Source organism: Limnohabitans rimovensis (SeqCode) (assembly GCF_965234775.1).
Taxonomy (GTDB): Bacteria; Pseudomonadota; Gammaproteobacteria; order Burkholderiales; family Burkholderiaceae_C; genus Limnohabitans; species Limnohabitans rimovensis.
The window spans coordinates 1,046,704-1,070,828 of sequence record NZ_OZ248562.1; the positions used below are offsets into that span (position 1 = coordinate 1,046,704).

Consider the following 24,125-nt stretch of genomic DNA (forward strand, 5'->3'; position numbering starts at 1 on the left):
TTTAACTTAGTCTTGCCCATGGGAAGAGCCATCGGTTGAATGTTTTGAAGACGATGTCGGTGATCAAACCAATTAAGCCAATAACGATGATCCCAAAGATAATTTGATCAGTGGCCATTAAGGCTTGGCTGTCAGTGATCATGTGACCAATGCCGTTTGAAGCCCCAATGAGCTCGGCAACAATGACGTAGGTCCACGCCCAACCTAAAACCATTCTCAATGTTTCGGCCAATTCAGGCGATGCACTTGGCAACAAAACACGCGTCACAACACCACTGTCTTTGGCACCCAGTGTGTAGGCCGCTTCTACCAAATCACGCCTTGTGTTGCCCACAGAGACGGCAATCATGAGAATCAATTGAAAAAATGAGCCAATAAAAATGACGGCTAATTTTTGCGCTTCACCAATGCCTGCCCACAAAATTAATAGCGGAATAAATGCTGACGCAGGCAAGTACCTTGCAAAGCTGACGAAGGGCTCCAGAAGGGCTTCAATGGGTTTGTAGGCGCCCATTAAAATTCCAATAGGTATTGCAAGAATGGCCGCAATAAAGAAGCCGCCCAACACCCTCCAAACAGTCATGCCGATGTCATATGCAAAACCTTGGTTGACCAGGAGGTCATATCCAGATCGAACCATGGTGATGGGGTCGGCCAAAAAGGTCTTTGATACATAGCCACCCAATGTGGCGAATGCCCACACTGCAAAGAAAAGAACAAAGAATGAAATACCCAGCGCCACTTTGGCGCTGGGCGATACGGGTTGTAAGGGCCGCATTGTGCTTACTTAATGAAGCGGGTATCAGCCAATTTGCTCATGTCTGGCAATTGCTTGATGATCCCTGCTTCTAACAGCAACTCTGCCGCTTCTTTGCTAAATTGAGCATGCTCACCGCTAAAGAACCTCAGGTTGGCTGCACGATCTTGCCATCGCAAATATTTTTGGCTGGCTTCAAAAGCCTCACCTGTTTGCTTGACGTCAGCGCCCATGATCTCAAAGCTTCTCTTGGGTTCTTTGCTGATCATTTCTACGGCTTCGAAGTAGCTGTCGGCAATGGCTTTTGCTGCCTTTGGATTGTCAGCCAGGAATTTAGGAACACAACCGAATGTGTCCATGATCATTGGATAGTCAAGTGTTGTTGCAATGATCTTGCCAGCTTCTGGTTTGGCACGCACTGCGCTCAAGTAGGGCTCATAAGTCAAGGCTGCATCAATGCCTGCATTGCCAGCAATCATGGCATTGGCCGCAGCTTGGGGCTCAAGGTTCACGATCTTGACATCTTTTGTGGTCATGCCATTTTTCTTCAACATCCAAGCCAAAGTGAAGTACGGAGCGGTACCAGGGGCACTGGCTGCAACGGTTTTACCTTTTAAGTCTGTGATTTTGGCAATGTCGTTTTTTACAACCATGCCATCTGCACCGAAGCTTTTATCGAGTTGGAAAATTTGGGTTGTTGCAACTCCATTGGCGTTCCATACGATCCACGTCTCAACGGTGGTGGCAGCGCACTGCACGTCGCCTGACGCCAAGACCAAATGGCGATCTTTTTGTGGCACCTTTCTCAAGGTGACATCTAGGCCATTCTTCTTGAAGATGCCTGCTTCTTTGGCCAATGTCAGGGGTGCAAAACCAGTCCAACCAGAAAGCGCAATGCTCACTTTGGTTTCTTGTGCGATTGCCACACAGCTTAGGGTAGAGGCGAGTGCCAAGGTAACGAGATGTTTCATGTGAGCTCCTTTGTGATTAAAAGTTGAAGTGAAAAATACTGCGAAAAAATGAATCAAGACATCATGGGCAATTGCAAATGGTTTAGATTGGCGGATTTTTTGGCCAAGTCGTAACCTGCATCTGCATGTCGCATAACGCCTGTGGCTGGGTCGTTGAACAGAACCCGAGACAGCTTTTCATCGGCCGCTTGAGTCCCATCACAAACAATGACCACGCCTGAATGCTGTGAGTAACCCATGCCCACACCACCGCCGTGGTGCAAGCTAACCCAAGTGGCTCCGCTGGCCGTGTTGAGAAGGGCATTCAGCAATGGCCAATCGCTGACGGCATCACTGCCATCCATCATGGCCTCGGTTTCGCGATTGGGAGATGCAACGGATCCACTGTCTAAATGATCTCTGCCAATGACAATTGGACCTTTGAGCTCTCCATTTCGGACCATTTCATTAAAGGCCAAACCGGCCAAATGACGCTCCCCTAATCCAATCCAGCAAATGCGCGCAGGCAAGCCTTGAAAGCTGATGCGCTCTTGAGCCATGTCTAACCAACGGTGCAGGTGCTTGTGATTGGGAAACAGCTCCTTCATTTTGGCGTCGGTTTTCAAAATATCACTTGGGTCGCCGCTCAGTGCAACCCAACGAAATGGGCCGATGCCTTGACAAAACAAAGGGCGGATGTAGGCGGGTACAAAACCGGGATAGTCAAATGCGTTTTCGACGCCGTAATCTTTGGCAACTTGCCTTAGGTTGTTGCCATAGTCGACAGTTGGAATGCCCATTTCATGAAAGGCCAACAACGCCTTAACGTGGGTGGCGCATGAATCGCCTGCGGCTTGTGTGAGTGCCGCATGGCGGCTGGGATCTTTTTGCGCCGCACGCCAGTCTTCAAGCGTCCAGCCAATCGGCAAGTAGCCATTGATGATGTCATGCGCCGATGTTTGGTCTGTGACGATATCGGGGCGCATACCGCCTTGCTTGGCGATTGCAACCAGTTGGGGTAACAGCTCAGCGGCGTTGCCGCACAAGGCAATAGACACGGCTTCTTTGCGAGCCGTATGATGAGCGATCATGTCAAGTGCCTCTTGCACTGTGGCCGCTTGCTTGTCGACATATTTTGTTTTTAAGCGAAAGTCGATGCGGGACTGTTGGCATTCAATATTGAGCGAGCAAGCGCCAGCAAAAGTAGCGGCCAAAGGCTGTGCACCACCCATGCCACCAAGACCCGCTGTCAAAATCCAGCGACCTGATAAATCACCATTGAAGTGCTGCCTGCCGGCTTCCACAAAGGTTTCGTAGGTGCCTTGAACAATCCCTTGGCTGCCAATGTAAATCCAGCTACCCGCAGTCATTTGACCGTACATCATGAGGCCAGCGCGGTCCAATTCGTTAAAGTGCTCCCATGTGGCCCACTTGGGAACTAAATTCGAATTGGCCAACAAAACGCGCGGAGCTCCGGTATGGGTTCTAAAGATACCCACGGGTTTACCCGACTGAATCAGCAGTGTTTCATCGGGCTTGAGGGATCGAAGTGATTCCAAGATGGCCTCAAAACAGTCCCAGTTCCTTGCTGCTTTGCCAATGCCGCCATAGACCACGAGTTCATCAGGGTTTTCAGCCACCTCAGGATCAAGATTGTTTTGAATCATTCGGTAGGCTGCTTCGATTTCCCAGTTGGCGCAACTGATGATCGGTCCGCGTGGTGCTCTGACCGGCCGCGCTTTGCGAAGCAAACTGCTTGGAATTGAAGGAGCATTCATGGTTTTAAAAATGTTTATTTAAATGAAACTGAGTCAATCCTAGTTGTCTATACAACCTCTGTCAATCGTAGTATTCTCTAGTCTATGCATTTCGAAAAAGTACCCATCTACAAGCAAGTTAAAGTTTTCATTTGCACCAAAATCAAGAAGGGTGAATGGATAGCGGGTGACCCTGTGCCCAGTGAAAGTGCCCTGATGCACCAATTCGGAGTGAGTCGCATGACCGTCAACCGAGCTCTTCGGGAACTGATGGCAGAAGGGGTGGTGAGACGCGTTCAAGGGTCTGGAACTTTTGTCGCAGAAATTGATCAAGTCTCTTCTAAGCTAGAAATTAGGGACATTCAAGAAGAAATAAAAGACCGAGGTCATGTGCACAGCACAGAAATTATTTTTGTTGGGCATACAAAAGCAAACAAGGCGCTTGCAACTTGTTTTAGCTTGCCATTCAAAAGCTTACTTTTTCACACCATCATGGTTCACTTTGAAAATGGTGTGCCGCTTCAATTTGAAGATCGGTATGTCAATCCCAAATTGGCACCTGACTACTTATCTGTGGATTTTTCTAAAACCACACCCACTCGTCACTTGCTAGACGTCGTTCCAGTCACCAGTGCTTCATATTCCATAGAAGCGGTCTTACCAAACGAGATGGAAGCGCAGCATTTGAAAATTAAAACTTCACAGCCGTGCTTGGTGATGGTCAGAACTACCGCCAGCTCAGAACAGGTGGCCTCTTTGGCACGGCTCATCTATCCTGCAAGCAGGTACAGTTTTAAAGGTGCATTTCAATGATGCAGTTGCAAGATTGGCATCAAATTCGACTTCAAGATGTGCCCGCTAGCCCCTGGAAAAATGGCGGTGGTACCACCCAAGCTTTGGTATGTTGGCCTCATCCGTCGCAATGGCTTTTTAGAATGTCTGTGGCTCGCATTGACAACGACGGCCCCTTTTCAGAATTCAAAGGCGTGGAACGATGGTTTGCTGTGCTCAACGGCGCCGGTGTTGCTCTGGCGTTTCCAGATAAGCGAATGGTGTTGGGCGCATTGGATCCCGTCATTCAGTTCTCCGGTGATACGCCATGTGACTGTTCGTTGATAGACGGCCCCACATTGGATTTCAACCTGATGGTTCAGGGCGCAAAAGCCCAGATGAACCGGATTAACCGTACTTTTTTTTCCCAGCACATCAAAGCCAAAACCATTTTGGCCATCTTTGTTGTAGATGAGGGTGGTCATTTCACACTCAATCAACAAAGGCATGAATTGAGCAAAGCGTCCTTGTATTGGGTCACACTTGAACAGAATGTACAGATCGAATTCAGTGACATGCATGTGCTGTTGATTCAAATGGAGTGTTCTCTATGAAATTTGAGATATGGGAAAACGCTCGTCTTGCAACCATGCAAGAAGGTCATGATGCCAGCTATGGCCTGATAGACGATGGCGCACTCGTCATTGAAGATGCGCATTTGGCGTGGGTGGGTCCGCGAACAGAAATGCCGGCGCAATACCGTCATGGCGCAGCAATACACGATGCACGCAATGCACTGATTACGCCCGGCTTGGTTGATTGCCACACCCATCTGGTGTATGGCGGACACCGTGCCAATGAGTTTGAATTGCGCTTGAATGGTGCAAGCTACGAAGACATTGCACGTGCTGGTGGTGGAATTAAGTCTACAGTGCAAGCCACTCGTTCGGCCACGGAAGCGCAACTCTACGAATCAGCAAAAAAACGTCTTTCCTATCTTCTTAAAGAAGGTGTGACGACCCTAGAGGTGAAATCTGGGTATGGCTTGTCACTGGCGCATGAAGCCAAGTGTTTGCGAGTTGCGCGACAACTTGCACAGGATCATTTCGTTCAAATCCAAAATACGTTTTTAGGCGCACATGCCGTACCGCCGGAATTTCAAGACCGAGCAGATGCTTACATTGATTCAGTGGTTGCCATGATGGAACCTCTGAGGGCTGAGGGCTTGATAGATGCTGTCGATGCTTTCTGCGAGCGAATTGGTTTTACATATGCACAAACTGAAACAGTTTTCAAAGAAGCCATACGGCTGAATTTGCCTGTGAAGTTGCATGCAGAACAACTGACAGACAGCCACGGAGCTTCCTTGGCGGCAAAGTATGGCGCTTTAAGTTGTGATCATTTGGAATGGCTGAATGAAGAAGGCGCAGCAGCCATGGCAAGAGCGGGAACTGTGGCCGTCTTGTTACCAGGTGCTTTCTATTTTCTTCGTGAAACCAAACTGCCTCCCATTGATCTCTTGAGACAGCACAAAGTGCCAATGGCCATCTCTACCGATTCAAATCCTGGCAGCTCCCCTTGCACATCTCTATTGCTGATGTTGAGCATGGCTTGCACCTTCATGCGCTTGACGCCTCAAGAGGCTTTGGCCGGGGTTACTCGCATAGCCGCACAAGCACTGGGTTTGAAAGATCGTGGCGCTTTGTCTGCCAATCAGCGTGCCGATTTTGTTTTGTGGGATGTCCATCACCCCGCGGAGTTGGCATATGCATTTGGATCCAATCCTTGTTTGTCAACCATATGGGGCGGACAGATTCGTCAAACAATTTCATACCCACACTCATCGCAAAAATGACACCTACATTTAATCTACACCTAGGCACTGCACCACTGCTTATCAGCATGCCCCACTTAGGCACAGTGTTGCCTGATGAGTTGAGGTCTAACTACGTTCCTCGCGCTCTGGAAGTTGAGGACGCAGATTGGCACTTGAATCATTTATACAATTTTTTGAAAGATATGGGCGCCAGTATTTTGACGCCTGTTTTTTCTCGCTATGTCATTGACCTGAATCGTCCACCGGATGATGCCCCCATGTATCCAGGTGCTTCCAATACAGAGCTTTGTCCTACACGTTTTTTCACAGGCGACCCCCTTTATAAAGATGGCTGCGAGCCGGATGCTGCAGAAAAGTTGCGGCGCAGAGAAACATATTGGCAACCTTACCATCAAGCACTTTCGCAAGAGCTAATCAGGTTGCGCTCATTGCACCCCAATGTTCTTTTGTGGGATGCGCACAGCATACGAGGTGAAATTTCTTGGCTGTTTGATGGCAAATTGCCCGATTTGAACGTTGGTACGGCCAATGGTTTGTCGGCTGCTGAGTCTGTGGGGGTTGCGGTCATGGAAGCCTGTGAACAACAAAAAGAATTTACACATGTTCTAAACGGTCGTTTCAAAGGTGGCTACATCACACGTTGCTATGGCAATCCTCAAGGCGGTATTCATGCCGTTCAACTTGAAAAATGTCAGTCCATCTACATGAGTGAACTGCCGCCTTATCACTACCAACCCCAACTTGCAGCACAAGTTCAGCCCCTGCTGCACAAGATGATGATCGCGGCACTGAATCAAGTGAAATTACTGAGCCTATGAAATTCAAAGCTAAATTGGCTTGGGTTGATGGTGCCTGGGCTTCCAATGTGCTTTTAGAGTCGAATGCGCGGGGTTTTTGGACGCTTATTCAGCCAAATGCATCCGCTACCGAGTCTGATGGTGCCGAACATCTTGGGTGTGTTGTGCCAGGCTTGGTGAATGCACACAGCCACGCGTTTCAAAGAGCAATTGCGGGCCTGACAGAATGCAGTTCGCAATCAGGTGATGATTTTTGGAGTTGGCGCGATCGCATGTACCGAGTGGCGCTGCGCATTGGCCCCGATCATTTGGAGTCTATTGCGACGTGGCTTTACAGCGAAATGGTGCGAAGTGGCTATACACACGTTTGTGAATTCCACTACTTACATCGCAACCCAGACGGGCAAGATTACGCCGATGCTGCTGAGATGACTTGGGCCTTGGTCCGTGCTGCAAGCAAGGTGGGCATTGGCTTGACCATGTTGCCAACACTTTATATGAACCAGGGCTTTGGGCAACCCGGATTGAATTCGATGCAAAGAAGGTTTGCTTCAACGCCTGAGTCTATTTTGGAAAAGCAGCAATCCGTTATTCAGTATGCCCATTCAAACGGCAAGCAATCTTGCTTGACTTCAGGTGTTGCTATTCATTCACTGAGAGCCGTGGCTCAAGCAGAGATCCTCAGCTTGACATCTCTCAGTGGCTCTGCGCCAGTGCATATTCATGTTGCCGAGCAGACCAAAGAAGTTGCAGACTGTATTGCTCACACAGGACTTCGACCTGTTGAGTGGCTGCTTGCGCACGCAAAGCTGGATGCGCGATGGAATTTGGTCCATGCCACACACTCAACAGTTGCAGAAATTAATGGCATTCAAGCGCAACAAGCCTCTGTGGTGATCTGTCCCACCACGGAAGCAAATTTGGGTGATGGTTTTTTTGATCTGCCTGAAGCCCTGCGTCAAAACATGCGGTGGTCTATCGGCACCGATAGTCATGTCAACCGCAACTGGACTGAGGAACTTCGTTGGCTAGAGTACGGATGTCGATTGTCATTGCGCAAACGCAACGTGAGTTTGCTTCATCAAAATGGCCTCGGCTCAACAGGGCAAGTGTTATTTGAAAATGCCGTTCAAGGCGGTTCTCAGCCTGCTGGTTTGCCACTTGCGGGTATTGCCATGGGGCAACGTGCTGATTTGGTTGAGATCAACTTAGAGTCGGACGCACTGCTAGGTGTGCCTGCTGAGCGTTTAATGGATGCTTTGATATTTTCCACACCATCAAGCAACTCTCACAATGTCTTTGTTGCGGGTAAAAAGGTAGTGCACCCAACGCCGCAGTGGCGAACTGATTTTTTAAAAACCATGGATCAACTGTGAAATTTTTAGAGACTGAATAGGACTGGATCGAATGAGAACGCGCCAGCATCGACTTCAGAAATATGAGCAAACTCGGTGCATCGAGACTTCTTTTCTCAGCAGAAAATACAATGGTGTTTTAAAGGCTTGTGTCTTATGTATAAAAGTGTGAAAAATTTCATATTTCTTTTGCTTTGCAACATCTGCCTCCAGGCCATGGCGCACCACGGATGGTCAGAGTATGACCAGACCAATCTGGTCAAGCTCTCTGGCACAGTGACTCAAAGTGGATACGAGCATCCGCATGGCTTTATCACATTGGTTTCGAGCGAAAAAACGATGACTGCCGTGCTGGCCCCTCCTTTTCGGATGGAAAACAGAGGCTTAACGCCTGAGAACATTGCAGTGGGTGCACGGGTGGTGGTTGAGGGTTACATCCATCGCTCCAAGCCCAATGAACTCAGGGCGGAGCGCATTGTTGTCAACAACAAGGTCATTGAATTGCGCTGATGGATGTGTCCCTGAATTTCCTCAACGATTTCTGGCTGGTTCAAGCCATGAAATACTCTTTGTGGCTTTACCCCACAGTGGAGTCTTTGCATATTTGCGGTATCGGTATGTTGTTTGGCAGTGTGGTTTTAATGGATCTGAGGCTATTGGGTGTGTGTCCGCACATAGATTTCAGCGCTCTATCCCGCTTGGGGCTAACGGTCAGTCTGTTCGGATTTGCCTTGGCCGTATTAACAGGATCCATGATGTTCATGACCCATGCCGCAGATCTGATCGGCTCAAGGCTTTTCTTGATCAAGACGTGTTTGATCTTTTTGCTATTGATGAACGCCACAGTTTTGCGCATGCGCTCAGAAATCAATGCCATGACCAAGGTGCAAGCGATGGCATCTTTGGTGGGATGGTCTGTTGTGATTGGGCTTGGCCGCTGGCTGGCGTATGTTTGAGGCTTGAAAAAAGTGGGACTCAGACAGGTGCGCTCACACCTTCCACCAAGACCGCATTGAAAAACAAGGTCGCACCTTCGCGCTGGGCCCGAGCTGCGCGGTACATCTCGCCGTCGTACCAAGATTTGGCCGCTGCATAGCTGGGAAAGCGCAGCATGGCCATGCGGGCGGGTTTCCATTCGCCTTCCAAGGTTTCCATGGGGCCGCCGCGCACCAGGTACTCACCACCCGCCGCCTTGATCGACTCAGGCGCTGCCGCCATGTAATGTTTGTATTGCTCCATGTCGGAGATTTGCATATCAACAATGACGTAGGCTGAAGGCATGGTGGCATCCTGTGAAGGTGTAGAAGGAACGACCATTCTGCACCAAAGCAGCCCATCGGCAAAGCTTGGGGCTGCGTGCAATCTTGATGAAGCCTTTCAAAGCACCCGATAAAAACTCAAATAAACACCATCGGGCGCCCGCAGCCCGGTGCCAATGAATTGGCTCTCATGCAGCCAAGCCCAATCGGTGGCAGCGGTTTCAAATTGGGGTTGGCAGCGGAAATAAACCGCATCGGGATCGACTTTTTCGCCACGCATGATGCGCAAAGAGTTTTCTGCCGAGGCCACGCGCAATGCGGTGTTTTGCACCCACACGCGCGAGCCATCGACAAGTTCAATCACATACCGGGCATCCAAATGCGCTTGGGTGCCATCGCTCAAAATCAATTGGAAATCGGCGCCACCCGACAGCACCTGCCCATTCATGCGGGGGCCTGTCACCGTGCCACCCGTGATGGGAATCATGCGGCGCAAACCTGCGGGCGTGCGGCCGACTTCGATCGGGGCTGCAATGGTGACGGCCAAGTCACACAAATGCACCAGCGTGGGGGGCGGCAAGGTTTTATTCATCGTTAAGTTCTCCAATTCAAATGCCTGGACGTTCTGATGGAGTCTACAGACCCGTGCCGCAATGGCTGGAACGGTTGCCCCATGGCCCATTCATCTGTCACAACCATCAAGGTAATCACTGCGCTTTTTGAAAATTTAGGCTTCTTTTTTGAGTAAATCGCTGCATAAAATGAGTTTTAGCAATTTACTTTGCAAATGACAATTTAACCGAGCTGTACACATGCGTTCATTTGCACATCACCCCAACGTCCGTGGCGACCTTTGGGGCGGGTTTTCCGCGATGCTGGTGGCCTTGCCATCGGCCATTGCCTTTGGGGTCACGATTTTTTCACCCATGGGCAGCGCCTTTGGCGCGCAAGGCGCGATGGCCGGCATGATGGGGGCGGCCGCCTTGGGGCTGGTGGCCGCCATCTTTGGTGGTACGCCGCGTTTGATATCGGCGCCCAGCGCCCCGGCGGCGGCCGTGCTCACCGCATTGACCCTGCAAATGGTGCAACTTGGCAATGATGCCGCCCATGTGATTTTGAGTTTGTTTTTGGTCGCTTTGCTCAGCAGCTTGATTCAACTTTCCTTTGGGGTCATGCGCCTGGGTGAGTTGATCAAATACATGCCGCACCCTGTGGTGAGTGGCTACCTCAGTGGGGTGGGGTTGATCATTGTCTTGGGTCAGTTGCCCAAATGGCTGGCAATGCCCAAAGAAATGAACATCTGGCAATGGCTCAGTGCGCCTGAGCAGTGGCAATGGCCCTCTTTGCTGATGGGCTTGGCGACGGTGATGGGCATGCTGCTCGCACCACGCCTGTCCAAACGCGTTCCCGGGGTGATCCAGGGCTTGTTGGCCGGGATGGTCGTTTACTGGGCCATGGCCTTGAGCGCCTGGCCTGAGCTGTTGAACCTGCATGACAACCCCTTGATCATTGGCCCCTTGAGCGTCAATCTCGCCGCCTTCGTGGATGGCATGACCCGGCCTTGGGACCAATTGATCGCAACAGGCTTGCCGCCATGGCAGCAAATTGTGTTGCCCGCCATGACCTTGGCCGTGCTGTTGTCGATTGACACCTTGAACAAATGCCTGGTGCTGGATGCCATCACCGGCGCGCGGCACGACTCCAACCAAGAGCTGCGGGGGCAGGGCTTGGGCAATTTGGTGTCCAGCCTGATTGGTGGAGCCACAGGTTCGGGCGCGATTGGGGCCAGTTTGGTGAGCAAAGCCAGCGGGGGAAGCACGCATTTGTCGGGCGTTTTTCAAGGACTCGGGTCTTTGGTGGTGATTTTGTTGCTGACGTCTTTGATCGCTTGGATTCCGGTGCCCTCAATGGCCGCCATGCTGGTGGTGATTGGGGTCAAGATGATCGACTGGCCCTCCCTGCAACTGTTTCGCTCGCCCCAGACCCGGCTGGACTTCGGCGTGATTGTTTTGGTGGTGATCGTGGCCAACACAGTGAGCTTGATCGCCGCTTCGGCCGTGGGCATTGGTTTGGCTATTTTTCTATTTTTGAGCGAACAGATTCACACCACCACCATCCGCCGCAAAAATTGGGGCAATAAGGTTTTTTCTTCACGGGTGCGCAGCCTGCGCGAGCGCGAAATCTTGGCTGAGAAAGGCCATCAAACCCTTATTTTTGAGTTGCAAGGCAGCCTGTTTTTTGGCACCACCCATCAACTGTTCAGTGCCATTGAGCCCGAGATCAAAAAAGCCAAGTTTGTGGTGCTGGACTTCATGCGGGTGCAGTCCATGGACATGACCGCGAGCCAAATGATTGAGCGCATTCGCAGCAACCTGGCAAACCATCAAGCGCGCTTGGTCCTGACCCGGGTACCCGATCGCTTGCCCAATGGCAGGAATTTGCGCAGCTACATTGACCAAATGGGGTTGTTATCGGACAACTCCACCAAAGTTTTCACAGAGTTGGACCAAGCCTTGGAATGGATTGAAGAAGAGACCTTGTTGCTAGAGGGCTATGTCCACCCACAGGGACAAGGACTGCCTGTGGCCAAGTTCGAGCTGTTCCACGGCATGGGCCCATCAGAGTTGGAGGCCTTGGATCGGTGCAAAGTAGTTCGCACTTACCAAGAAGGCGACGTGGTGCTTGAACCCACGTCTTTGGGACGTGAATTGATGCTGATCAGCCGTGGCGAGGTCAAGGTCAGTTTGAAAACCAGCACCGGCAGCGCCATCCACTTGGCCACCTTGAGCCGCGGCCAATTTTTTGGCGAAATGTCTTTTTTAGATGGGCGGGCGCCCTCGGCCTATGTGCATGCCTCGCAAGAGACAGAGATTTTTGCCATCGATCGAAACGCCTTTGCCAAACTGGCTGCTGGATCCCCTTCGATGAGCCTGGGCGTGATGCGCTCTTTGGCTTTGGTTTTGGCCGATCGACTGCGCCAGACCAATGTGGAGTTGCGTGAAGTCAGGGAAAACTAAGAGCGATGTGACCTCAATGCGCCTGGTCCCAGTTGGGCCCCACCCCCACTTCGGCCAGCAGCGGCACCTTGAGCTGCGCCACCCCCGCCATGATGCGCGGCACCTCGGTTTTGAGCCAATCAATTTCACCCTCGGGCACCTCGAACACCAATTCATCGTGCACCTGCATGATCATGCGGGTACCGCGCCCCTCTTGGTCCAACACCTGCTGCACCTTGACCATGCTGAGCTTGATGAGGTCGGCCGCTGTGCCTTGCATGGGCGCGTTGATGGCAGCACGCTCAGCCCCACCGCGGCGCGGCCCATTGGGTGAGTTGATCTCGGGCAAATACAAACGCCGCCCAAACACCGTTTCCACATAGCCTTGCGCTTTGGCTTGGGCACGGGTGTCGTCCATGTAGCGCTTCACACCCGCAAAGCGCTGGAAGTAACGCTCGATGTAGTTTTTGGCCGCCGTGTTGTCAATGCCCAGCGCCTTGGCCAAACCAAAGGCGCTCATGCCGTAAATCAAGCCAAAGTTGATCACCTTGGCATAACGGCGTTGCTCGCTACTCACCGCATCGGGGGTCAGGCCAAACACCTCGGCCGCGGTGGCTTTGTGCACATCCAAGCCATCGTGAAATGCTTTGAGCAAGGCCGGGTCGTCGCTGATGTGGGCCATGATGCGCAACTCGATTTGGCTGTAATCCGCACTGGCGATCACGCTGCCCACAGGGGCCACAAAAGCCTCGCGCACTTTGCGCCCCTCCGGCGTGCGGATGGGGATGTTTTGTAAATTGGGGTCGTTGCTGGACAAGCGCCCCGTCACCGCCACCGCTTGGGCGTAATGGGTATGAACGCGGCCGGTGCGCGGTTGTGCCAATTGCGCCAGCTTATCGGTGTAGGTGCCCTTGAGTTTGGACAGCGAGCGGTGCTCCAAAATTTTGGCGGGCAACGGGTAATCGTCGGCGAGTTTTTCCAACACCTCTTCATCGGTGCTGCGAGCCCCAGTGGCGGTTTTTTTGATCACCGGCAAACCGAGTTTGTCGAAAAAGATTTCACCCAATTGTTTGGGCGAGGCCAGGTTGAAGGGCTGGCCCGCAATCGCATACGCCTCTTGCTCGAGCTGCATGATGCGCTGGCCCAAGCTGTGGCTTTGCGCGGCCAAGGTGGGCGCGTCGATCAGCACACCATTGCGCTCGATGCGGTACAGCGCCTCGCTGCTGTCGATTTCCAGTTGGTACACAAAGCGCAGCTTGTCGTCGGCTTGCAAGAGGGGCCACAGCCGCTGGTGCACGGCCAAGGTGAAATCGGCGTCCTCACACGCATAGTGCGACGCCTTGGCCACGTCCACTTGCGCGAATGAAATTTGGTGCACCCCTTTGCCGCACAGGTCTTCATAGGACAAACCTTGGCGGCCCAAGTGCCGCAGCGCCAAGCTCTCCAAACCATGGGGTTTGTGCACCTCCAACACATAGCTTTGCAGCATGGTGTCGTGCACATAGCCTTGCACCTCGATGCCGTGGTTGGCGAAGACATGGCGGTCGTATTTCACATGCTGTCCCAGCTTGTGTTTCCCGCGGTTTTCCAACCACGGCTTGAGCTTGGCCAGCACCTCAGCCAGTGGCAATTGCGTGGGCGCATCGGCGGCGTTGTGACCCAAGGGGATGTAAGCGGCAGCACCTGGCGTGATGCACACGCTGATGCCCACAATCTGCGCTTGCATCTCCACCAGCGAGGTGGTTTCGGTGTCCAAGGCCACCAAGTCGGCAGCCTCGATTTTTTGCAACCACGCGCCAAAGCTGTCCCAGTCGAGCACGGTGTCGTAATGCACCTCGGTGCTCACCACGGGTGCGGGTGCATCGAACAACACACCCACCTCGCCCACGCCAGAATCGTTCAACGGGCCACGGGCGGCTTTGGCGGAAGGCTCTGCACCCTCGCCGGCTTCCAATGCAGTGACCAAGCCCTTGAAGCCGTATTGCTTGTAAAAATCAATCAAGCCTGCTTGATCGGGTGCTTGCATGACCACGCCATCCAACGAAGGCAGGCCCGCTACATGGGTGCTCAAATCGCAATCGGTTTTCATGGTGACGAGTTGCCGGCCGGTAGGCAGCCAGTCCCGCGCTTGGCGCAGGTTTTCACCGGCCACGCCTTTGATCTCGTCAGCTCGGGCCATCAAGGCTTCGAGCGAGCCGTATTCCAGCAGCCATTTGGCCGCGGTTTTGGGGCCGACCTTGGCCACGCCGGGCACGTTGTCCACCGTGTCGCCCACCAAGGTTTGGTAGTCAATCATGAGCGACGGCGGCACGCCAAACTCTTCGGTGACGCCAGCCACATCGCGCTTTTTGCCATTCATGGTGTCAATGATGGTGATGTGCTCATTGACCAATTGGCTCAGGTCTTTGTCGCCGCTGGAGACGATGACTTGCACGCCCTGTTGCGCCGCCATGTGGGCCAAGGTGGCGATCACATCGTCGGCCTCGACGCCAGGCACATCCAAGAGTGGCCATCCCATGAGCCTGACCAAACGGTGGATGGGTTCGATTTGGCTGCGCAAATCGTCGGGCATGGGTGAACGCGTGGCTTTGTATTGCGGGTAAATGTCATCGCGAAAAGTGGGGCCTTTGGCGTCAAACACGCACACCGCGTGGTGCGTGGGGTATTCGCGGCGCAGGCTTTGCAGCATATTGACCATGCCACGAATCGCGCCCGTGGCCTGGCTGGCCGGGTCGTTGCGGTCCACCCGCAAATCGGGCATGGCATGAAAAGCGCGGTACAAATAGCTGGAACCGTCAACCAGCAACAGGGTGGGTGTGTCTTTCATGGGAAGGATTGTGCCTTGCCAAGTGGCGCCTCAGTGGAGCCTGAGTGGGGCCTGTTTGTACAATGGGCCAACTTCCGTACCCATCACAACCCCTCCCCCATGGCCGTATTCACCGAGGTCTCTGAGCAGCAGGCCGATCAACTCATGCAGCAATTGCACTTGGGGGAACTGGTGTCTTTGCAAGGCATCAGCGGCGGGATTGAGAACACCAACTTTTTCGCAAGCACCGCTCAAGGCGACTACGTGCTGACCCTGTTTGAGCGCCTGAACCACGCGCAACTGCCCTTTTACTTGCAGCTCATGAAGCATTTGGCCGGCCAGGGCATCAAAGTGCCCATGCCCCAGGCTGATCCACATGGAGAGATTTTGTTCACCTTGTGCGACAAACCTGCAGCCGTGGTGGAGCGCTTGCAAGGTCAGAGTGAACTCAACCCCAGCGCAGCCCACTGCCACGCCGTGGGCGACATGCTGGCCCGCATGCATTTGGCCGGCGTCAGCTTTGATTTGGCGCAGCCCAATTTGCGCGGCCTGCCCTGGTGGAATGAAACAGCGCCCATCGTGGCCCCGTTTTTGAACCCCGAGCAAGCGCCCTTGCTGGCCAGCGAATTGGCATTTCAAAACCACGTGGCCGCCTCCTCGATGTACCAGGCTTTGCCCATGGGAACCGTGCATGCCGATTTGTTTCGCAACAACGTGATGTTTGTGGGCGATGAATTGAGCGGGTTCTTTGACTTTTACTTTGCCGGCGTGGACCACTGGTTGTTTGATGTGGCCGTGGCCCTCAACGACTGGTGCATCGACCTCGACACCGGGGCTTTTGATGCCCCCCGCTTGGATGCCATGCTGAGCGCCTACCAGGCGGTTCGTCCCTTGCAAATGGCAGAGCGGGCGCTGCTCAACCCCATGTTGCGGGCGGCTGCTTTGCGTTTTTGGATCTCTCGGCTGTGGGACTTCCACCTGCCGCGCGAAGCCAGCATGCTCCAAGCCCACGACCCGAGCCACTTTGAGCGGGTGCTCATGCAGCGCATCCACCACCCCGTGGGCTTGAACGCATGAAACTGCAAATACTCCCTGCCAAGCAAGGCTTGTTGTGGGTGCGGCTGGGCATCCGCACCTTTTGGCGACAACCTCTGGCCATGACCGGGCAGTTTTTCTTGTTCATGGGTTTGCTGTCGCTGTGCTCGCTCATTCCTTTCATCGGCAGCTTTGTCGGTCTGGCCTTGCTGCCCATGGCCAGCTTGGGGTTGATGGCCGCCACCCGCGAAGCGCACGTGGGCAACTTTCCCATGCCGCATTTGCTGTGGTTGGGTTTGCGCTCTGGGGCTGAAACACGCCGCCACATGGCGGTGTTGGGCGGTTTGTATGCCGTGGGCTTTTGTGCCGTTTTGGCCTTGGCTGCTCTGAGCGATGACGGCCAGTTTGCCAAGCTTTATCTGTTTGGCGGCAGCATGGACATTGAAACTTTGATGCAAAGCGATGTGCAATCGGCCATGTGGCTGAGCACCTTGTTGTACATGCCGCTGTCTTTGCTCTTTTGGCATGCTCCGGCCTTGACCCATTGGTATGGGGTTGCGCCTTTAAAAAGCCTGTTTTTCAGTGCCGTAGCTTGCTGGCGCAATTGGCGCGCTTTTTTGGTGTTTATTTTGGGCTGGGCCAGCGTGGCGATGTTCTTTTCACTGATCGTGACCTTGGTGGCTGTGGCGACCGACAATGTGGATACCGCCAAAATGCTGCTGTTGCCCCTGATGCTGCTGATGGCCGCGATGTTTTTTTGCTCCATTTACTTCAGCTTCCGAGACTGCTTTGAGGCCGAAGAAGTGGTCGCCTGAACCCCTGGCCTCAGTCGCCCAGGGGCACGCACAGACTGTCCCCTGACCATAGGCCCCATGCTGGCCGGCTCAAACCGGCGTCAATTTGGCCACCGACAAGGCCAGCCATTTGACACCATGGCGGCCAAATTTCACTTGTGCCCGTGCGTCCTCACCGCTGCCCTCGATAGACAACACCGCACCCTCACCAAACTTGTTGTGAAACACGGGCACCCCTGACCTGACCCACGCATTGGCCCCGGATGCAGTGGCAGGGGATGCGGGAGAAATGGCGCTGGTCCAATCGGTGGATGCCGCCACCGCTTCGTGTTTTCGTGAGCTGCCCCAAGCACTGGCCGGGTTGAGCCCCTTTGCGGCCACACTGAGCCATTTGAGCGTGTGTTCAGGCAGTTCATCAAAAAACCGGCTGCGGATGTTGTAGCGGGTTTGCCCATGCAGCATGCGGGTTTGGGCATGGCTCAGGTACAAACGCTTGCGCGCCCGGGTGATGGCCACATACATCAAACGTCGTTCTTCCTCCAAGCCCTGGTGGTCGCTCAAGGCGTTTTCATGCGGGAACAAGCCCTCTTCCAATCCGGTGATGAACACCGCATCAAATTCCAAGCCTTTGGCGGCGTGGACGGTCATCATTTGGATCGCCTCTGCACCCGCCAAGGCCTGGTTTTCGCCGGACTCCAAGGCGGCGTGGGTCAAAAAAGCGGCCAAGGGGGACAAAGTTTCGCCCGTCTCAGCCGCCTCGCCCGTGTCCATGTCCACAGGCAAAGCCACGGCATCGCGCCCAAAACCTTCGACGCTGACAAAGCTTTCAGCGGCGCTCACGAGTTCTTGCAAGTTTTCCACCCGGTCGGCGCCTTCGCGCTCGGCTTGGTAGTGCTCGATCAAGCCACTGTGGGCCAGCACCGTTTCAACGATGCCGCGCAAGCCCATGCCGTGGGTTTGCTCGCGCAACACATCGAGCTTGGCGACAAAAGCCGATAAATTGGCCCCCGCCTTGCCGGCCACGGCGCTGACCGCATCGTGCAACGAGCAACCGGCACTTTGGGCTGCGTCTTGCAATTGCTCGGTGCTGCGCGCACCAATGCCGCGCGGTGGAAAGTTGACCACCCGCATGAAGCTGGTGTCATCGCGCGGGTTCTCCAACAAGCGCAAATAAGCCAATGCATGTTTGATTTCGGCGCGTTCGAAAAAGCGCAAACCCCCATACACCCGGTAAGGCATGCCCGCATTGAACAACGCGGTTTCAATCACCCGGCTTTGGGCATTGCTGCGGTACAACACAGCGATTTCGTTGCGCGAGGCAATGCCTTGGCTGCCATCGCCGTTTTGACCATCGCGCAGCAACTGGCGCATTTCATCGACCATCCATTGCGCCTCGGCAAAGTCGCTGGTGGACTCGTGCACCCGCACCGGCTCGCCCGGGCCTTGGTCGGTGCGCAGGTTTTTGCCCAAGCGCCCTTGGTTGTGGCTGATCAAGGCATTGGCGCTGTCCAAAATGTTGCTGTGGCTGCGGTAATTTTGTTCCAGCTTGATTTGGTGGCGCACGCCAAATTCGCGCACAAAGTCGGCCATGTTGCCCACCCGTGCGCCGCGAAATGCGTAAATGCTTTGGTCGTCGTCGCCCACAGCAAACACGGCGCTGGTGGGCGAGCTCAACTGTTTGATCCAGGCGTATTGCAAGCGGTTGGTGTCTTGGAATTCGTCAATCAGCACATGGCCAAAGCGGCGTTGATAGTGCTCGCGCAAGGGGTCGTTGTCGCGCAACAACTCGAAGCTGCGCAGCATCAACTCGCCGAAATCGACCACGCCTTCGCGTTGGCATTGGTCTTCATAGAGCTGGTATATCTCCACTTTTTTTCGCGCATCGGCGTCGCGCGCCTCCACGTCGGCCGGGCGCAAACCGTCTTCTTTACAAGCCGCGATGAACCACTGGGTTTGCTTGGGGGGAAAGCGCTCGTCATCCACCGAAAACTGCTTGTACAGCCGCTTGATGGCCGAGAGCTGATCTTGGGTATCCAGGATTTGAAACGACTGGGGCAGGTTGGCCAGCTTCCAATGGGCGCGCAAAAATCGATTGCACAGGCCATGGAAGGTGCCAATCCACATGCCGCGCACATTCACCGGCAGCATGGCCGACAAACGGGTCAGCATCTCTTTGGCCGCCTTGTTGGTGAAGGTCACCGCCAACACCCCGGCCGGTGCGCACTGCCCGCTTTGCAGCAACCAAGCAATGCGGGTGGTCAAGACCCGGGTTTTGCCCGAGCCCGCGCCCGCCAAGATGAGCGCGTGCTCGCGCGGCAAGGCCACCGCAGCGCGTTGCTCAGCGTTGAGGCCTTGCAGGAGGGCAGAGTCGGGGGGGAGGAGGGTCGGTGGTCCCGAAGAGGACCCGGTGAAAAGAGACATTCGGGGATTGTAGGCAAGCACGTATAGAATCAGCCACCGGGCCCAAGATTCTTGTGCCCGGTTTCTTTTTGGATCGCCCGCAAGCCGTGCCAGGTCCATCCAGCAACCGGTGCCAAGCCAAGCGCTCACCATCCGTTTTGTTCTGGAGCTTGGACCATGGAAATTTTCGACTACGACAACATCTTGCTGCTGCCGCGCAAATGCCGCGTGGAAAGCCGTTCCGAATGCGACACCAGCATCACGCTGGGCCAACACACGTTCCGCCTCCCGGTGGTACCGGCCAACATGAAAACCGTGGTCAATGAGACCATTTGCGAATGGCTGGCCCAACACGGTTACTTTTATGTGATGCACCGCTTTGATTTGGACAATGTGGCTTTTGTGCGCGACTTCAAATCCAAGGGGCTGTACGCCTCGATCTCTTTGGGTGTCAAACAAGCCGACCGCGACACTGTGGCCCAATTGGTGTCCGAAGGCTTGGTGCCGGACTTCATCACCATTGACATTGCCCATGGCCACGCCGACAGCGTGCAGCACATGATCGCCCACCTCAAGCAGCACCTGCCGGGCTCTTTCATCATTGCCGGCAATGTGGGCACCCCCGAGGCGGTGATCGATTTGGAAAATTGGGGTGCTGACGCCACCAAGGTCGGGATTGGCCCTGGCAAGGTGTGCATCACCAAGAGCAAAACCGGCTTTGGCACCGGCGGCTGGCAGTTGTCCGCCCTCAAGTGGTGCGCTCGGGTGGCGACCAAACCCATCATCGCCGACGGCGGCATCCGCGAGCATGGCGACATCGCCAAAAGTATGCGCTTTGGCGCCACCATGGTGATGATTGGCTCCATGCTGGCCGGTCACGAAGAATCACCGGGGCAAACGGTGGAGGTTGATGGCAAGCTGTACAAAGAGTATTACGGCTCGGCCTCTGACTTCAACAAGGGCGAATACAAACACGTGGAAGGCAAGCGCATCCTGGAGCCCATCAAGGGCAAGCTGGCCGACACCCTGCGCGAAATGCAAGAGGACGTGCAAAGCTCCATCTCTTATGCGGGTGGCAAAAAGCTGATGGACGTGCGCAAGGTCAATTACGTCATCTTGGGCGGCGACAACGCCGGCGAGCACCTGTTGATGTGATGCGCTTGGTCCACATGCCAAAAAGCCACCTCGGTGGCTTTTTTTGCGCCTTGGAAGGGCTCACCCAGCGCAGCCAAGGCGCTGCGCGGCTTTTGCCTTTAACCGCGCCAGCCCTTAAGAGGCGCTGGGTCGCACGCCCAATAAATCGCAGGCCATGTGGTGCACCGGATGCGCGGTGTCACACAAGGCATCAAGCATGGAGAAATGCTGACGCCCTGGCATGGCCATGGCCTTGGGCACGCGCTTGACGCCCCAGGCTTGTTGCATCAAGGCGTTTTGGCGCAAAAACTCTTGGCTTTCATCACCGCCCACCACGCACATCAGTTCGCCACGCGCTGGCGCAGGCATCCAGGCGGGGCTGGCGTTGAGCACATGGTCATCGGTGAGCAACAGGCCCGACTGCAACATCGGCGAGCGGCGTATCGACTCGAGCTCATGCAAACCCGAGATGGACAAGGCGTTGTGCACCACATCGGCGGGCAAGTCTGGGGCAAAAACCGGCCATTGACAGGCCATCAACATGGCGGCCAAATGTCCGCCAGCGGAGTGTCCGGCCACGGTGATGCGGCGCGGGTCGCCACCATACTCAGCGATGTGGCGCCACACCCAGGCCAGGGCGCGCACCATTTGCATGGCGATGTCGGGCACGGTCACCGCCGGGCACAAGGCGTAATTGGGCACGACCACCGTGCAACCTGCTTTTTGGAACGGCGGTGCCACAAAGGAGTGGTCAAACTTGTCCAAAAAGCGCCAGTAGCCACCGTGGATGAAGACCAACACCGGTGCATCGGCGCTTTCCGCAGGGAAGATGTCCAGGGTTTCGTTGGTGTGGGCGCCGTAGGGCACGCTGGTGGAGCAAGCCTGGCCGCGTGCCAGCGCCGAATCACGCACCCAGCGCTCAAAGTACTGGCCAAAGTCGGGGACCATCGCCCTGTTGTTGTACATGCGGTCGTACCAGTCGGCGTCATGTTTGGGGGTGGTCATGCCTGGGTCCTCTTGAAACATCAGTGGGATGCCGCCGTGTCCCGGCAGCAGCTGGGGCTGGGGCTTACGCTGGCTCGATACATCACCTGGGGAGGTGTGCTTGGCGGGCTTTGAGCGCTTAGGACTTGCCGATTTGCGCCGTGCGGATCACGCTATCGGCTTCGGCAGTGCTGTTGCTGCCACCACTCGGGGTTTGGATCACCAAGCCCAACAAGCGTGCGCCGTGCTCGACGGCGATGGAGCCGTAAGAGATATCGCCATGAACGACTGAATCTTTGTGAAACTCAACGCGCTCGGAGGCGTAAATATTGCCTTCGACCTTGCCGGCCACCATCACCCGGTGGGCGGTGATGTCCCCAGACACCTCGCCGGTGGGGCCAATCGCCACGGTGACTTTGTTTTCTTTGGTGGTCTCGATGTTGCCTTCAACCTTGCCGTCGATGCGCACGCTGTCGAGCAGCACCAGTCGGCCATAAATTTGGGTGGTGCGGCCAATGATGGTGTCAAACCGCTCCTGCGAGGACATCATCGATTTGTCTTTGAGCTTTTCAAACATGGCGGTCAGTCTCTGGCACAAGCCATCCCATCAGCTCGAGCCGAGGGGCAACACTTGCAGGGGGTTGAGGGGGCGGTCCTTGCGAAACACCTCGTAATGGAGGTGCGGTCCGGTCGATCGGCCAGTGCTGCCCACGTCACCCAGTTGGGTGCCGCGCTCGACCACTTGGCCTTCCACCACCCGGCGGCGGCTCAAATGCGCATAACGGGTCATGAAGCCTTCGGCATGGGTGACCTCGATGACCTGGCCATAGCTGCCCTCGAAGCTGGAACGGGTGACCGTGCCAGGTGCCGCCGCCACCACCGGTGTGCCGGTGGGCGCGGTGAAGTCCAAACCCTCGTGCATGGCCAACAAACCGGTGAAGGGGTCGTTGCGGATGCCAAAACCGCTGGAGACCCGGAATTCACCCTGTATGGGCAAACCCGTGGGCAAGGAATGCAGCCACTCCAGGTGCTGGGTCCAGTCTTGGCGCAACTCGCGCACGGTGGCATCCAAACGCATCAGGTCTTGCATGGTGCCGTTGAGCTCTTGGTCCAAGGTTTGGCGGAAAAACAAATTGCGCAAGGGGGTGGGCAACAAAGGGCCGCCGCGGGCATCGTCTTTTTTGCCGTTCAGAAAACGATCACGCAACTGGGTGGGGGTGGCCAACTCCATGAAGCGGTTTTTCAGGCTCTCGAGTTGCTTGATTTCTTGGGAGGTGGTGTGCAGGTTCTGGCGCAACTGATCCAAGCGCTCGCGGTAAACCGCTTCCATGCGCTGTTGCTCGGCCTCGGTGGTGACGCCGCCCATGCTGCGCGCCAAGTCTGGGCTGAATTCCACGGCGATGCGAAAACCCACGAAGTACATGACAAATCCCACCAGCATCAAGGCCACAGACAAGCCCGCCGTGGCCATGATGACCTTGCGCGCTGTGATGGAGATGGATCGGACGGTACCGGTCGGGCCGGATACCCACATGAATTGCATGAAAGAGACCTGGAATCTGGGAGGGGCAGTTTAATACTGATCGACCGCTGGTGCCAAGGCTTGAACACATTAATGCTCAGGGTTTTCAGCCGCATCGAAAACAAAAATCAGGTCATAATTTAACACTTAAATATTCATTTTCCAATCTGAGCAGTAAATGACGGCTGGAAAACAGGTCACCCAGGCCCAAAAAAACCGATTCAACCCAAAATGCCAAAAGACCAGGAAATGGAAAATCGCTGCCAACAAGCACATGATCTGGGCTGAGACCGGCCCGGTCAAGGCCACAGGAAAGGCGCACTCCCACAGGATGAAAGCCCATGCACCCAAGCGCGCCAACCAGGGCTGTTTAAATAGACTGCGGGCCGGTAAAGGGCCATGAACGGCATTGCCCAGAAAAATGGTGAGCGCTTGCCCACTTCTCCAGGGTGCATGCTTGAGTTTGACCCAGCCTGACATGAAGTACGAACTGATGGCATGGATGCAGATGTACCAAAGGCCAGCTTGCCAGCCCAAGCTGGGGTGCGCCCAAAAGCCGACGCCATGGGCGAGCAAGCCGCCACTCAAGACCACCAGGGTCATGAAATCACTGCCACCATTGAAGGCGCCGCGCCAGCGGATCAACACCACGACGGCGCTCAAAAACAAAAACAGAAAATGCCAGGCTTGAGACCCATTCCAAGCCATGTGGACCAACACGGCCAGGCGCAACCACAGGTGGGCTTGGTGAACGGGGGGCTGAAACAAATGGCCCAAAAAGGCCTTCAGCCATCTTGGGCGGTCGGGCACATCGTCTTTTTGAGCGGGCCAATGCCAAATGCGCTCCGCCACGCCCGAGCGATGGATGCGCAAAAACTCCAGCGTTTGGAGGCCCAGGCTCCAGGCCAGCAGCCATTCCAAGCACCGCACCGCCATCACCAAGTCCAAAGCCTGACCCATTGACTGTGCCG

General features: G+C 54.8%; 22 protein-coding genes. 11 read left to right on the plus strand and 11 right to left on the minus strand.

What is annotated here, in order from left to right:
• Position 1: 1 nt before the first annotated feature.
• Genes AC8GFZ_RS04975 through hutU form a run of 3 tightly spaced genes read right to left on the minus strand, consistent with a single transcriptional unit; the run spans position 2 to position 3,485 of the window.
• The gene (locus AC8GFZ_RS04975; RefSeq protein WP_506642937.1) at positions 2–778 is read right to left on the minus strand and encodes an ABC transporter permease; all 777 of its coding nucleotides are present in this window, start codon (positions 776–778) and stop codon (positions 2–4) included.
• 5 nt (positions 779–783) lie between these two features.
• Positions 784–1,728, minus strand: coding sequence for an ABC transporter substrate-binding protein (locus tag AC8GFZ_RS04980; protein WP_506642939.1), 945 nt, complete (start codon positions 1,726–1,728; stop codon positions 784–786).
• Between the two features lie 53 nt (positions 1,729–1,781).
• On the minus strand, positions 1,782–3,485 hold the full coding sequence (gene hutU, locus AC8GFZ_RS04985; RefSeq protein WP_506642941.1) for a urocanate hydratase: 1,704 nt from the start codon (positions 3,483–3,485) through the stop codon (positions 1,782–1,784).
• An 84-nt stretch (positions 3,486–3,569) separates the two neighbouring features.
• Here hutU and hutC point away from each other — a divergent pair, with 84 nt between their 5' ends.
• The 7 genes from hutC (at position 3,570) to AC8GFZ_RS05020 (ending at position 9,180) form a co-directional block, all read left to right on the plus strand.
• Positions 3,570–4,277, plus strand: coding sequence for a histidine utilization transcriptional repressor HutC (hutC, locus tag AC8GFZ_RS04990; RefSeq protein ID WP_506642943.1), 708 nt, complete (start codon positions 3,570–3,572; stop codon positions 4,275–4,277).
• On the plus strand, positions 4,274–4,849 hold the full coding sequence (locus tag AC8GFZ_RS04995) for a HutD/Ves family protein (RefSeq protein WP_506642945.1): 576 nt from the start codon (positions 4,274–4,276) through the stop codon (positions 4,847–4,849). Before hutC ends, AC8GFZ_RS04995 begins: the two co-directional genes overlap by 4 nt.
• Positions 4,846–6,090, plus strand: a complete 1,245-nt coding sequence (gene hutI / locus AC8GFZ_RS05000) for an imidazolonepropionase (RefSeq protein ID WP_506642947.1) — start codon at positions 4,846–4,848, stop codon at positions 6,088–6,090. The genes AC8GFZ_RS04995 and hutI overlap by 4 nt, the downstream gene beginning before the upstream one ends.
• Entirely contained in the window at positions 6,087–6,890 is an 804-nt protein-coding gene (hutG, locus tag AC8GFZ_RS05005; protein WP_506642949.1) for an N-formylglutamate deformylase, read from the plus strand. The genes hutI and hutG overlap by 4 nt, the downstream gene beginning before the upstream one ends.
• On the plus strand, positions 6,887–8,245 hold the full coding sequence (locus tag AC8GFZ_RS05010) for a formimidoylglutamate deiminase (RefSeq protein WP_506642951.1): 1,359 nt from the start codon (positions 6,887–6,889) through the stop codon (positions 8,243–8,245). Before hutG ends, AC8GFZ_RS05010 begins: the two co-directional genes overlap by 4 nt.
• Before the next feature lie 135 nt (positions 8,246–8,380).
• On the plus strand, positions 8,381–8,734 hold the full coding sequence (locus AC8GFZ_RS05015; protein WP_506642953.1) for a DUF6152 family protein: 354 nt from the start codon (positions 8,381–8,383) through the stop codon (positions 8,732–8,734).
• Entirely contained in the window at positions 8,734–9,180 is a 447-nt protein-coding gene (locus AC8GFZ_RS05020; RefSeq protein ID WP_506642954.1) for a hypothetical protein, read from the plus strand. Before AC8GFZ_RS05015 ends, AC8GFZ_RS05020 begins: the two co-directional genes overlap by 1 nt.
• Before the next feature lie 19 nt (positions 9,181–9,199).
• Here AC8GFZ_RS05020 and AC8GFZ_RS05025 read toward each other — a convergent pair whose 3' ends face one another.
• Both AC8GFZ_RS05025 and AC8GFZ_RS05030 read right to left on the minus strand, forming a co-directional pair.
• On the minus strand, positions 9,200–9,505 hold the full coding sequence (locus AC8GFZ_RS05025; RefSeq protein ID WP_506642956.1) for a DUF1330 domain-containing protein: 306 nt from the start codon (positions 9,503–9,505) through the stop codon (positions 9,200–9,202).
• Positions 9,506–9,601: 96 nt separating this feature from the next.
• Complete coding sequence (locus AC8GFZ_RS05030; RefSeq protein WP_506642958.1) at positions 9,602–10,075, minus strand: DUF3237 domain-containing protein; 474 nt, start codon at positions 10,073–10,075, stop codon at positions 9,602–9,604.
• Positions 10,076–10,295: 220 nt separating this feature from the next.
• Here AC8GFZ_RS05030 and AC8GFZ_RS05035 point away from each other — a divergent pair, with 220 nt between their 5' ends.
• The gene (locus AC8GFZ_RS05035; RefSeq protein ID WP_506642960.1) at positions 10,296–12,500 is read left to right on the plus strand and encodes a SulP family inorganic anion transporter; all 2,205 of its coding nucleotides are present in this window, start codon (positions 10,296–10,298) and stop codon (positions 12,498–12,500) included.
• 13 nt (positions 12,501–12,513) lie between these two features.
• Here the strand turns inward: AC8GFZ_RS05035 and polA are convergent, their stop codons facing one another.
• On the minus strand, positions 12,514–15,306 hold the full coding sequence (polA, locus tag AC8GFZ_RS05040) for a DNA polymerase I (protein WP_506642962.1): 2,793 nt from the start codon (positions 15,304–15,306) through the stop codon (positions 12,514–12,516).
• A gap of 99 nt (positions 15,307–15,405) precedes the next feature.
• On the opposite strand from polA, the gene AC8GFZ_RS05045 reads away from it, so the two are divergent.
• Positions 15,406–16,362 (plus strand): homoserine kinase, encoded by a 957-nt coding sequence (locus AC8GFZ_RS05045; RefSeq protein WP_506642964.1) that lies wholly within the window; start codon positions 15,406–15,408, stop codon positions 16,360–16,362.
• Positions 16,359–17,135: a BPSS1780 family membrane protein gene (locus AC8GFZ_RS05050; protein WP_506642966.1), complete on the plus strand. Its 777-nt coding sequence runs from the start codon at positions 16,359–16,361 to the stop codon at positions 17,133–17,135. The genes AC8GFZ_RS05045 and AC8GFZ_RS05050 overlap by 4 nt, the downstream gene beginning before the upstream one ends.
• A 69-nt stretch (positions 17,136–17,204) precedes the next feature.
• On the opposite strand, the gene AC8GFZ_RS05055 is transcribed toward AC8GFZ_RS05050, so the two are convergent.
• The gene (locus AC8GFZ_RS05055; protein ID WP_506642968.1) at positions 17,205–19,535 is read right to left on the minus strand and encodes a UvrD-helicase domain-containing protein; all 2,331 of its coding nucleotides are present in this window, start codon (positions 19,533–19,535) and stop codon (positions 17,205–17,207) included.
• Positions 19,536–19,691: 156 nt separating this feature from the next.
• On the opposite strand from AC8GFZ_RS05055, the gene AC8GFZ_RS05060 reads away from it, so the two are divergent.
• A complete protein-coding gene (locus tag AC8GFZ_RS05060) occupies positions 19,692–20,669 on the plus strand; it encodes a GMP reductase (RefSeq protein WP_506642970.1) in 978 nt (325 codons plus the stop codon).
• Positions 20,670–20,783: 114 nt separating this feature from the next.
• On the opposite strand, the gene AC8GFZ_RS05065 is transcribed toward AC8GFZ_RS05060, so the two are convergent.
• The 4 genes from AC8GFZ_RS05065 to AC8GFZ_RS05080 all read right to left on the minus strand — a co-directional run bounded on the left by AC8GFZ_RS05065 (position 20,784) and on the right by AC8GFZ_RS05080 (position 24,114).
• Complete coding sequence (locus AC8GFZ_RS05065) at positions 20,784–21,653, minus strand: alpha/beta hydrolase (RefSeq protein ID WP_506642972.1); 870 nt, start codon at positions 21,651–21,653, stop codon at positions 20,784–20,786.
• Positions 21,654–21,771: 118 nt separating this feature from the next.
• Positions 21,772–22,209: a bactofilin family protein gene (locus AC8GFZ_RS05070; protein ID WP_506642974.1), complete on the minus strand. Its 438-nt coding sequence runs from the start codon at positions 22,207–22,209 to the stop codon at positions 21,772–21,774.
• A gap of 30 nt (positions 22,210–22,239) precedes the next feature.
• On the minus strand, positions 22,240–23,175 hold the full coding sequence (locus AC8GFZ_RS05075) for a M23 family metallopeptidase (RefSeq protein ID WP_506642976.1): 936 nt from the start codon (positions 23,173–23,175) through the stop codon (positions 22,240–22,242).
• Positions 23,176–23,301: 126 nt separating this feature from the next.
• Positions 23,302–24,114: an HTTM domain-containing protein gene (locus AC8GFZ_RS05080; protein WP_506642978.1), complete on the minus strand. Its 813-nt coding sequence runs from the start codon at positions 24,112–24,114 to the stop codon at positions 23,302–23,304.
• Between the last annotated feature and the right edge of the window lie 11 nt (positions 24,115–24,125).

Bases quoted from the DNA above. Each gene is read 5' to 3' on its own strand.
- hutI (WP_506642947.1), top strand. From the start codon at position 4,846: ATGAAATTTGAGATATGGGAAAACGCTCGTCTTGCAACCATGCAAGAA.
- AC8GFZ_RS05075 (WP_506642976.1), bottom strand. From the start codon at position 23,175: ATGCAATTCATGTGGGTATCCGGCCCGACCGGTACCGTCCGATCCATC.
- hutG (WP_506642949.1), top strand. From the start codon at position 6,087: ATGACACCTACATTTAATCTACACCTAGGCACTGCACCACTGCTTATC.
- AC8GFZ_RS05045 (WP_506642964.1), top strand. From the start codon at position 15,406: ATGGCCGTATTCACCGAGGTCTCTGAGCAGCAGGCCGATCAACTCATG.
- AC8GFZ_RS05065 (WP_506642972.1), bottom strand. From the start codon at position 21,653: ATGACCACCCCCAAACATGACGCCGACTGGTACGACCGCATGTACAAC.
- AC8GFZ_RS05060 (WP_506642970.1), top strand. From the start codon at position 19,692: ATGGAAATTTTCGACTACGACAACATCTTGCTGCTGCCGCGCAAATGC.
- AC8GFZ_RS05010 (WP_506642951.1), top strand. From the start codon at position 6,887: ATGAAATTCAAAGCTAAATTGGCTTGGGTTGATGGTGCCTGGGCTTCC.
- AC8GFZ_RS04980 (WP_506642939.1), bottom strand. From the start codon at position 1,728: ATGAAACATCTCGTTACCTTGGCACTCGCCTCTACCCTAAGCTGTGTG.
- AC8GFZ_RS05080 (WP_506642978.1), bottom strand. From the start codon at position 24,114: ATGGGTCAGGCTTTGGACTTGGTGATGGCGGTGCGGTGCTTGGAATGG.
- AC8GFZ_RS05035 (WP_506642960.1), top strand. From the start codon at position 10,296: ATGCGTTCATTTGCACATCACCCCAACGTCCGTGGCGACCTTTGGGGC.
- AC8GFZ_RS05055 (WP_506642968.1), bottom strand. From the start codon at position 19,535: ATGTCTCTTTTCACCGGGTCCTCTTCGGGACCACCGACCCTCCTCCCC.
- AC8GFZ_RS05070 (WP_506642974.1), bottom strand. From the start codon at position 22,209: ATGTTTGAAAAGCTCAAAGACAAATCGATGATGTCCTCGCAGGAGCGG.
- AC8GFZ_RS04975 (WP_506642937.1), bottom strand. From the start codon at position 778: ATGCGGCCCTTACAACCCGTATCGCCCAGCGCCAAAGTGGCGCTGGGT.
- polA (WP_506642962.1), bottom strand. From the start codon at position 15,306: ATGAAAGACACACCCACCCTGTTGCTGGTTGACGGTTCCAGCTATTTG.
- AC8GFZ_RS05050 (WP_506642966.1), top strand. From the start codon at position 16,359: ATGAAACTGCAAATACTCCCTGCCAAGCAAGGCTTGTTGTGGGTGCGG.
- AC8GFZ_RS04995 (WP_506642945.1), top strand. From the start codon at position 4,274: ATGATGCAGTTGCAAGATTGGCATCAAATTCGACTTCAAGATGTGCCC.
- AC8GFZ_RS05020 (WP_506642954.1), top strand. From the start codon at position 8,734: ATGGATGTGTCCCTGAATTTCCTCAACGATTTCTGGCTGGTTCAAGCC.
- AC8GFZ_RS05015 (WP_506642953.1), top strand. From the start codon at position 8,381: ATGTATAAAAGTGTGAAAAATTTCATATTTCTTTTGCTTTGCAACATC.
- hutC (WP_506642943.1), top strand. From the start codon at position 3,570: ATGCATTTCGAAAAAGTACCCATCTACAAGCAAGTTAAAGTTTTCATT.
- AC8GFZ_RS05030 (WP_506642958.1), bottom strand. From the start codon at position 10,075: ATGAATAAAACCTTGCCGCCCCCCACGCTGGTGCATTTGTGTGACTTG.
- hutU (WP_506642941.1), bottom strand. From the start codon at position 3,485: ATGAATGCTCCTTCAATTCCAAGCAGTTTGCTTCGCAAAGCGCGGCCG.
- AC8GFZ_RS05025 (WP_506642956.1), bottom strand. From the start codon at position 9,505: ATGCCTTCAGCCTACGTCATTGTTGATATGCAAATCTCCGACATGGAG.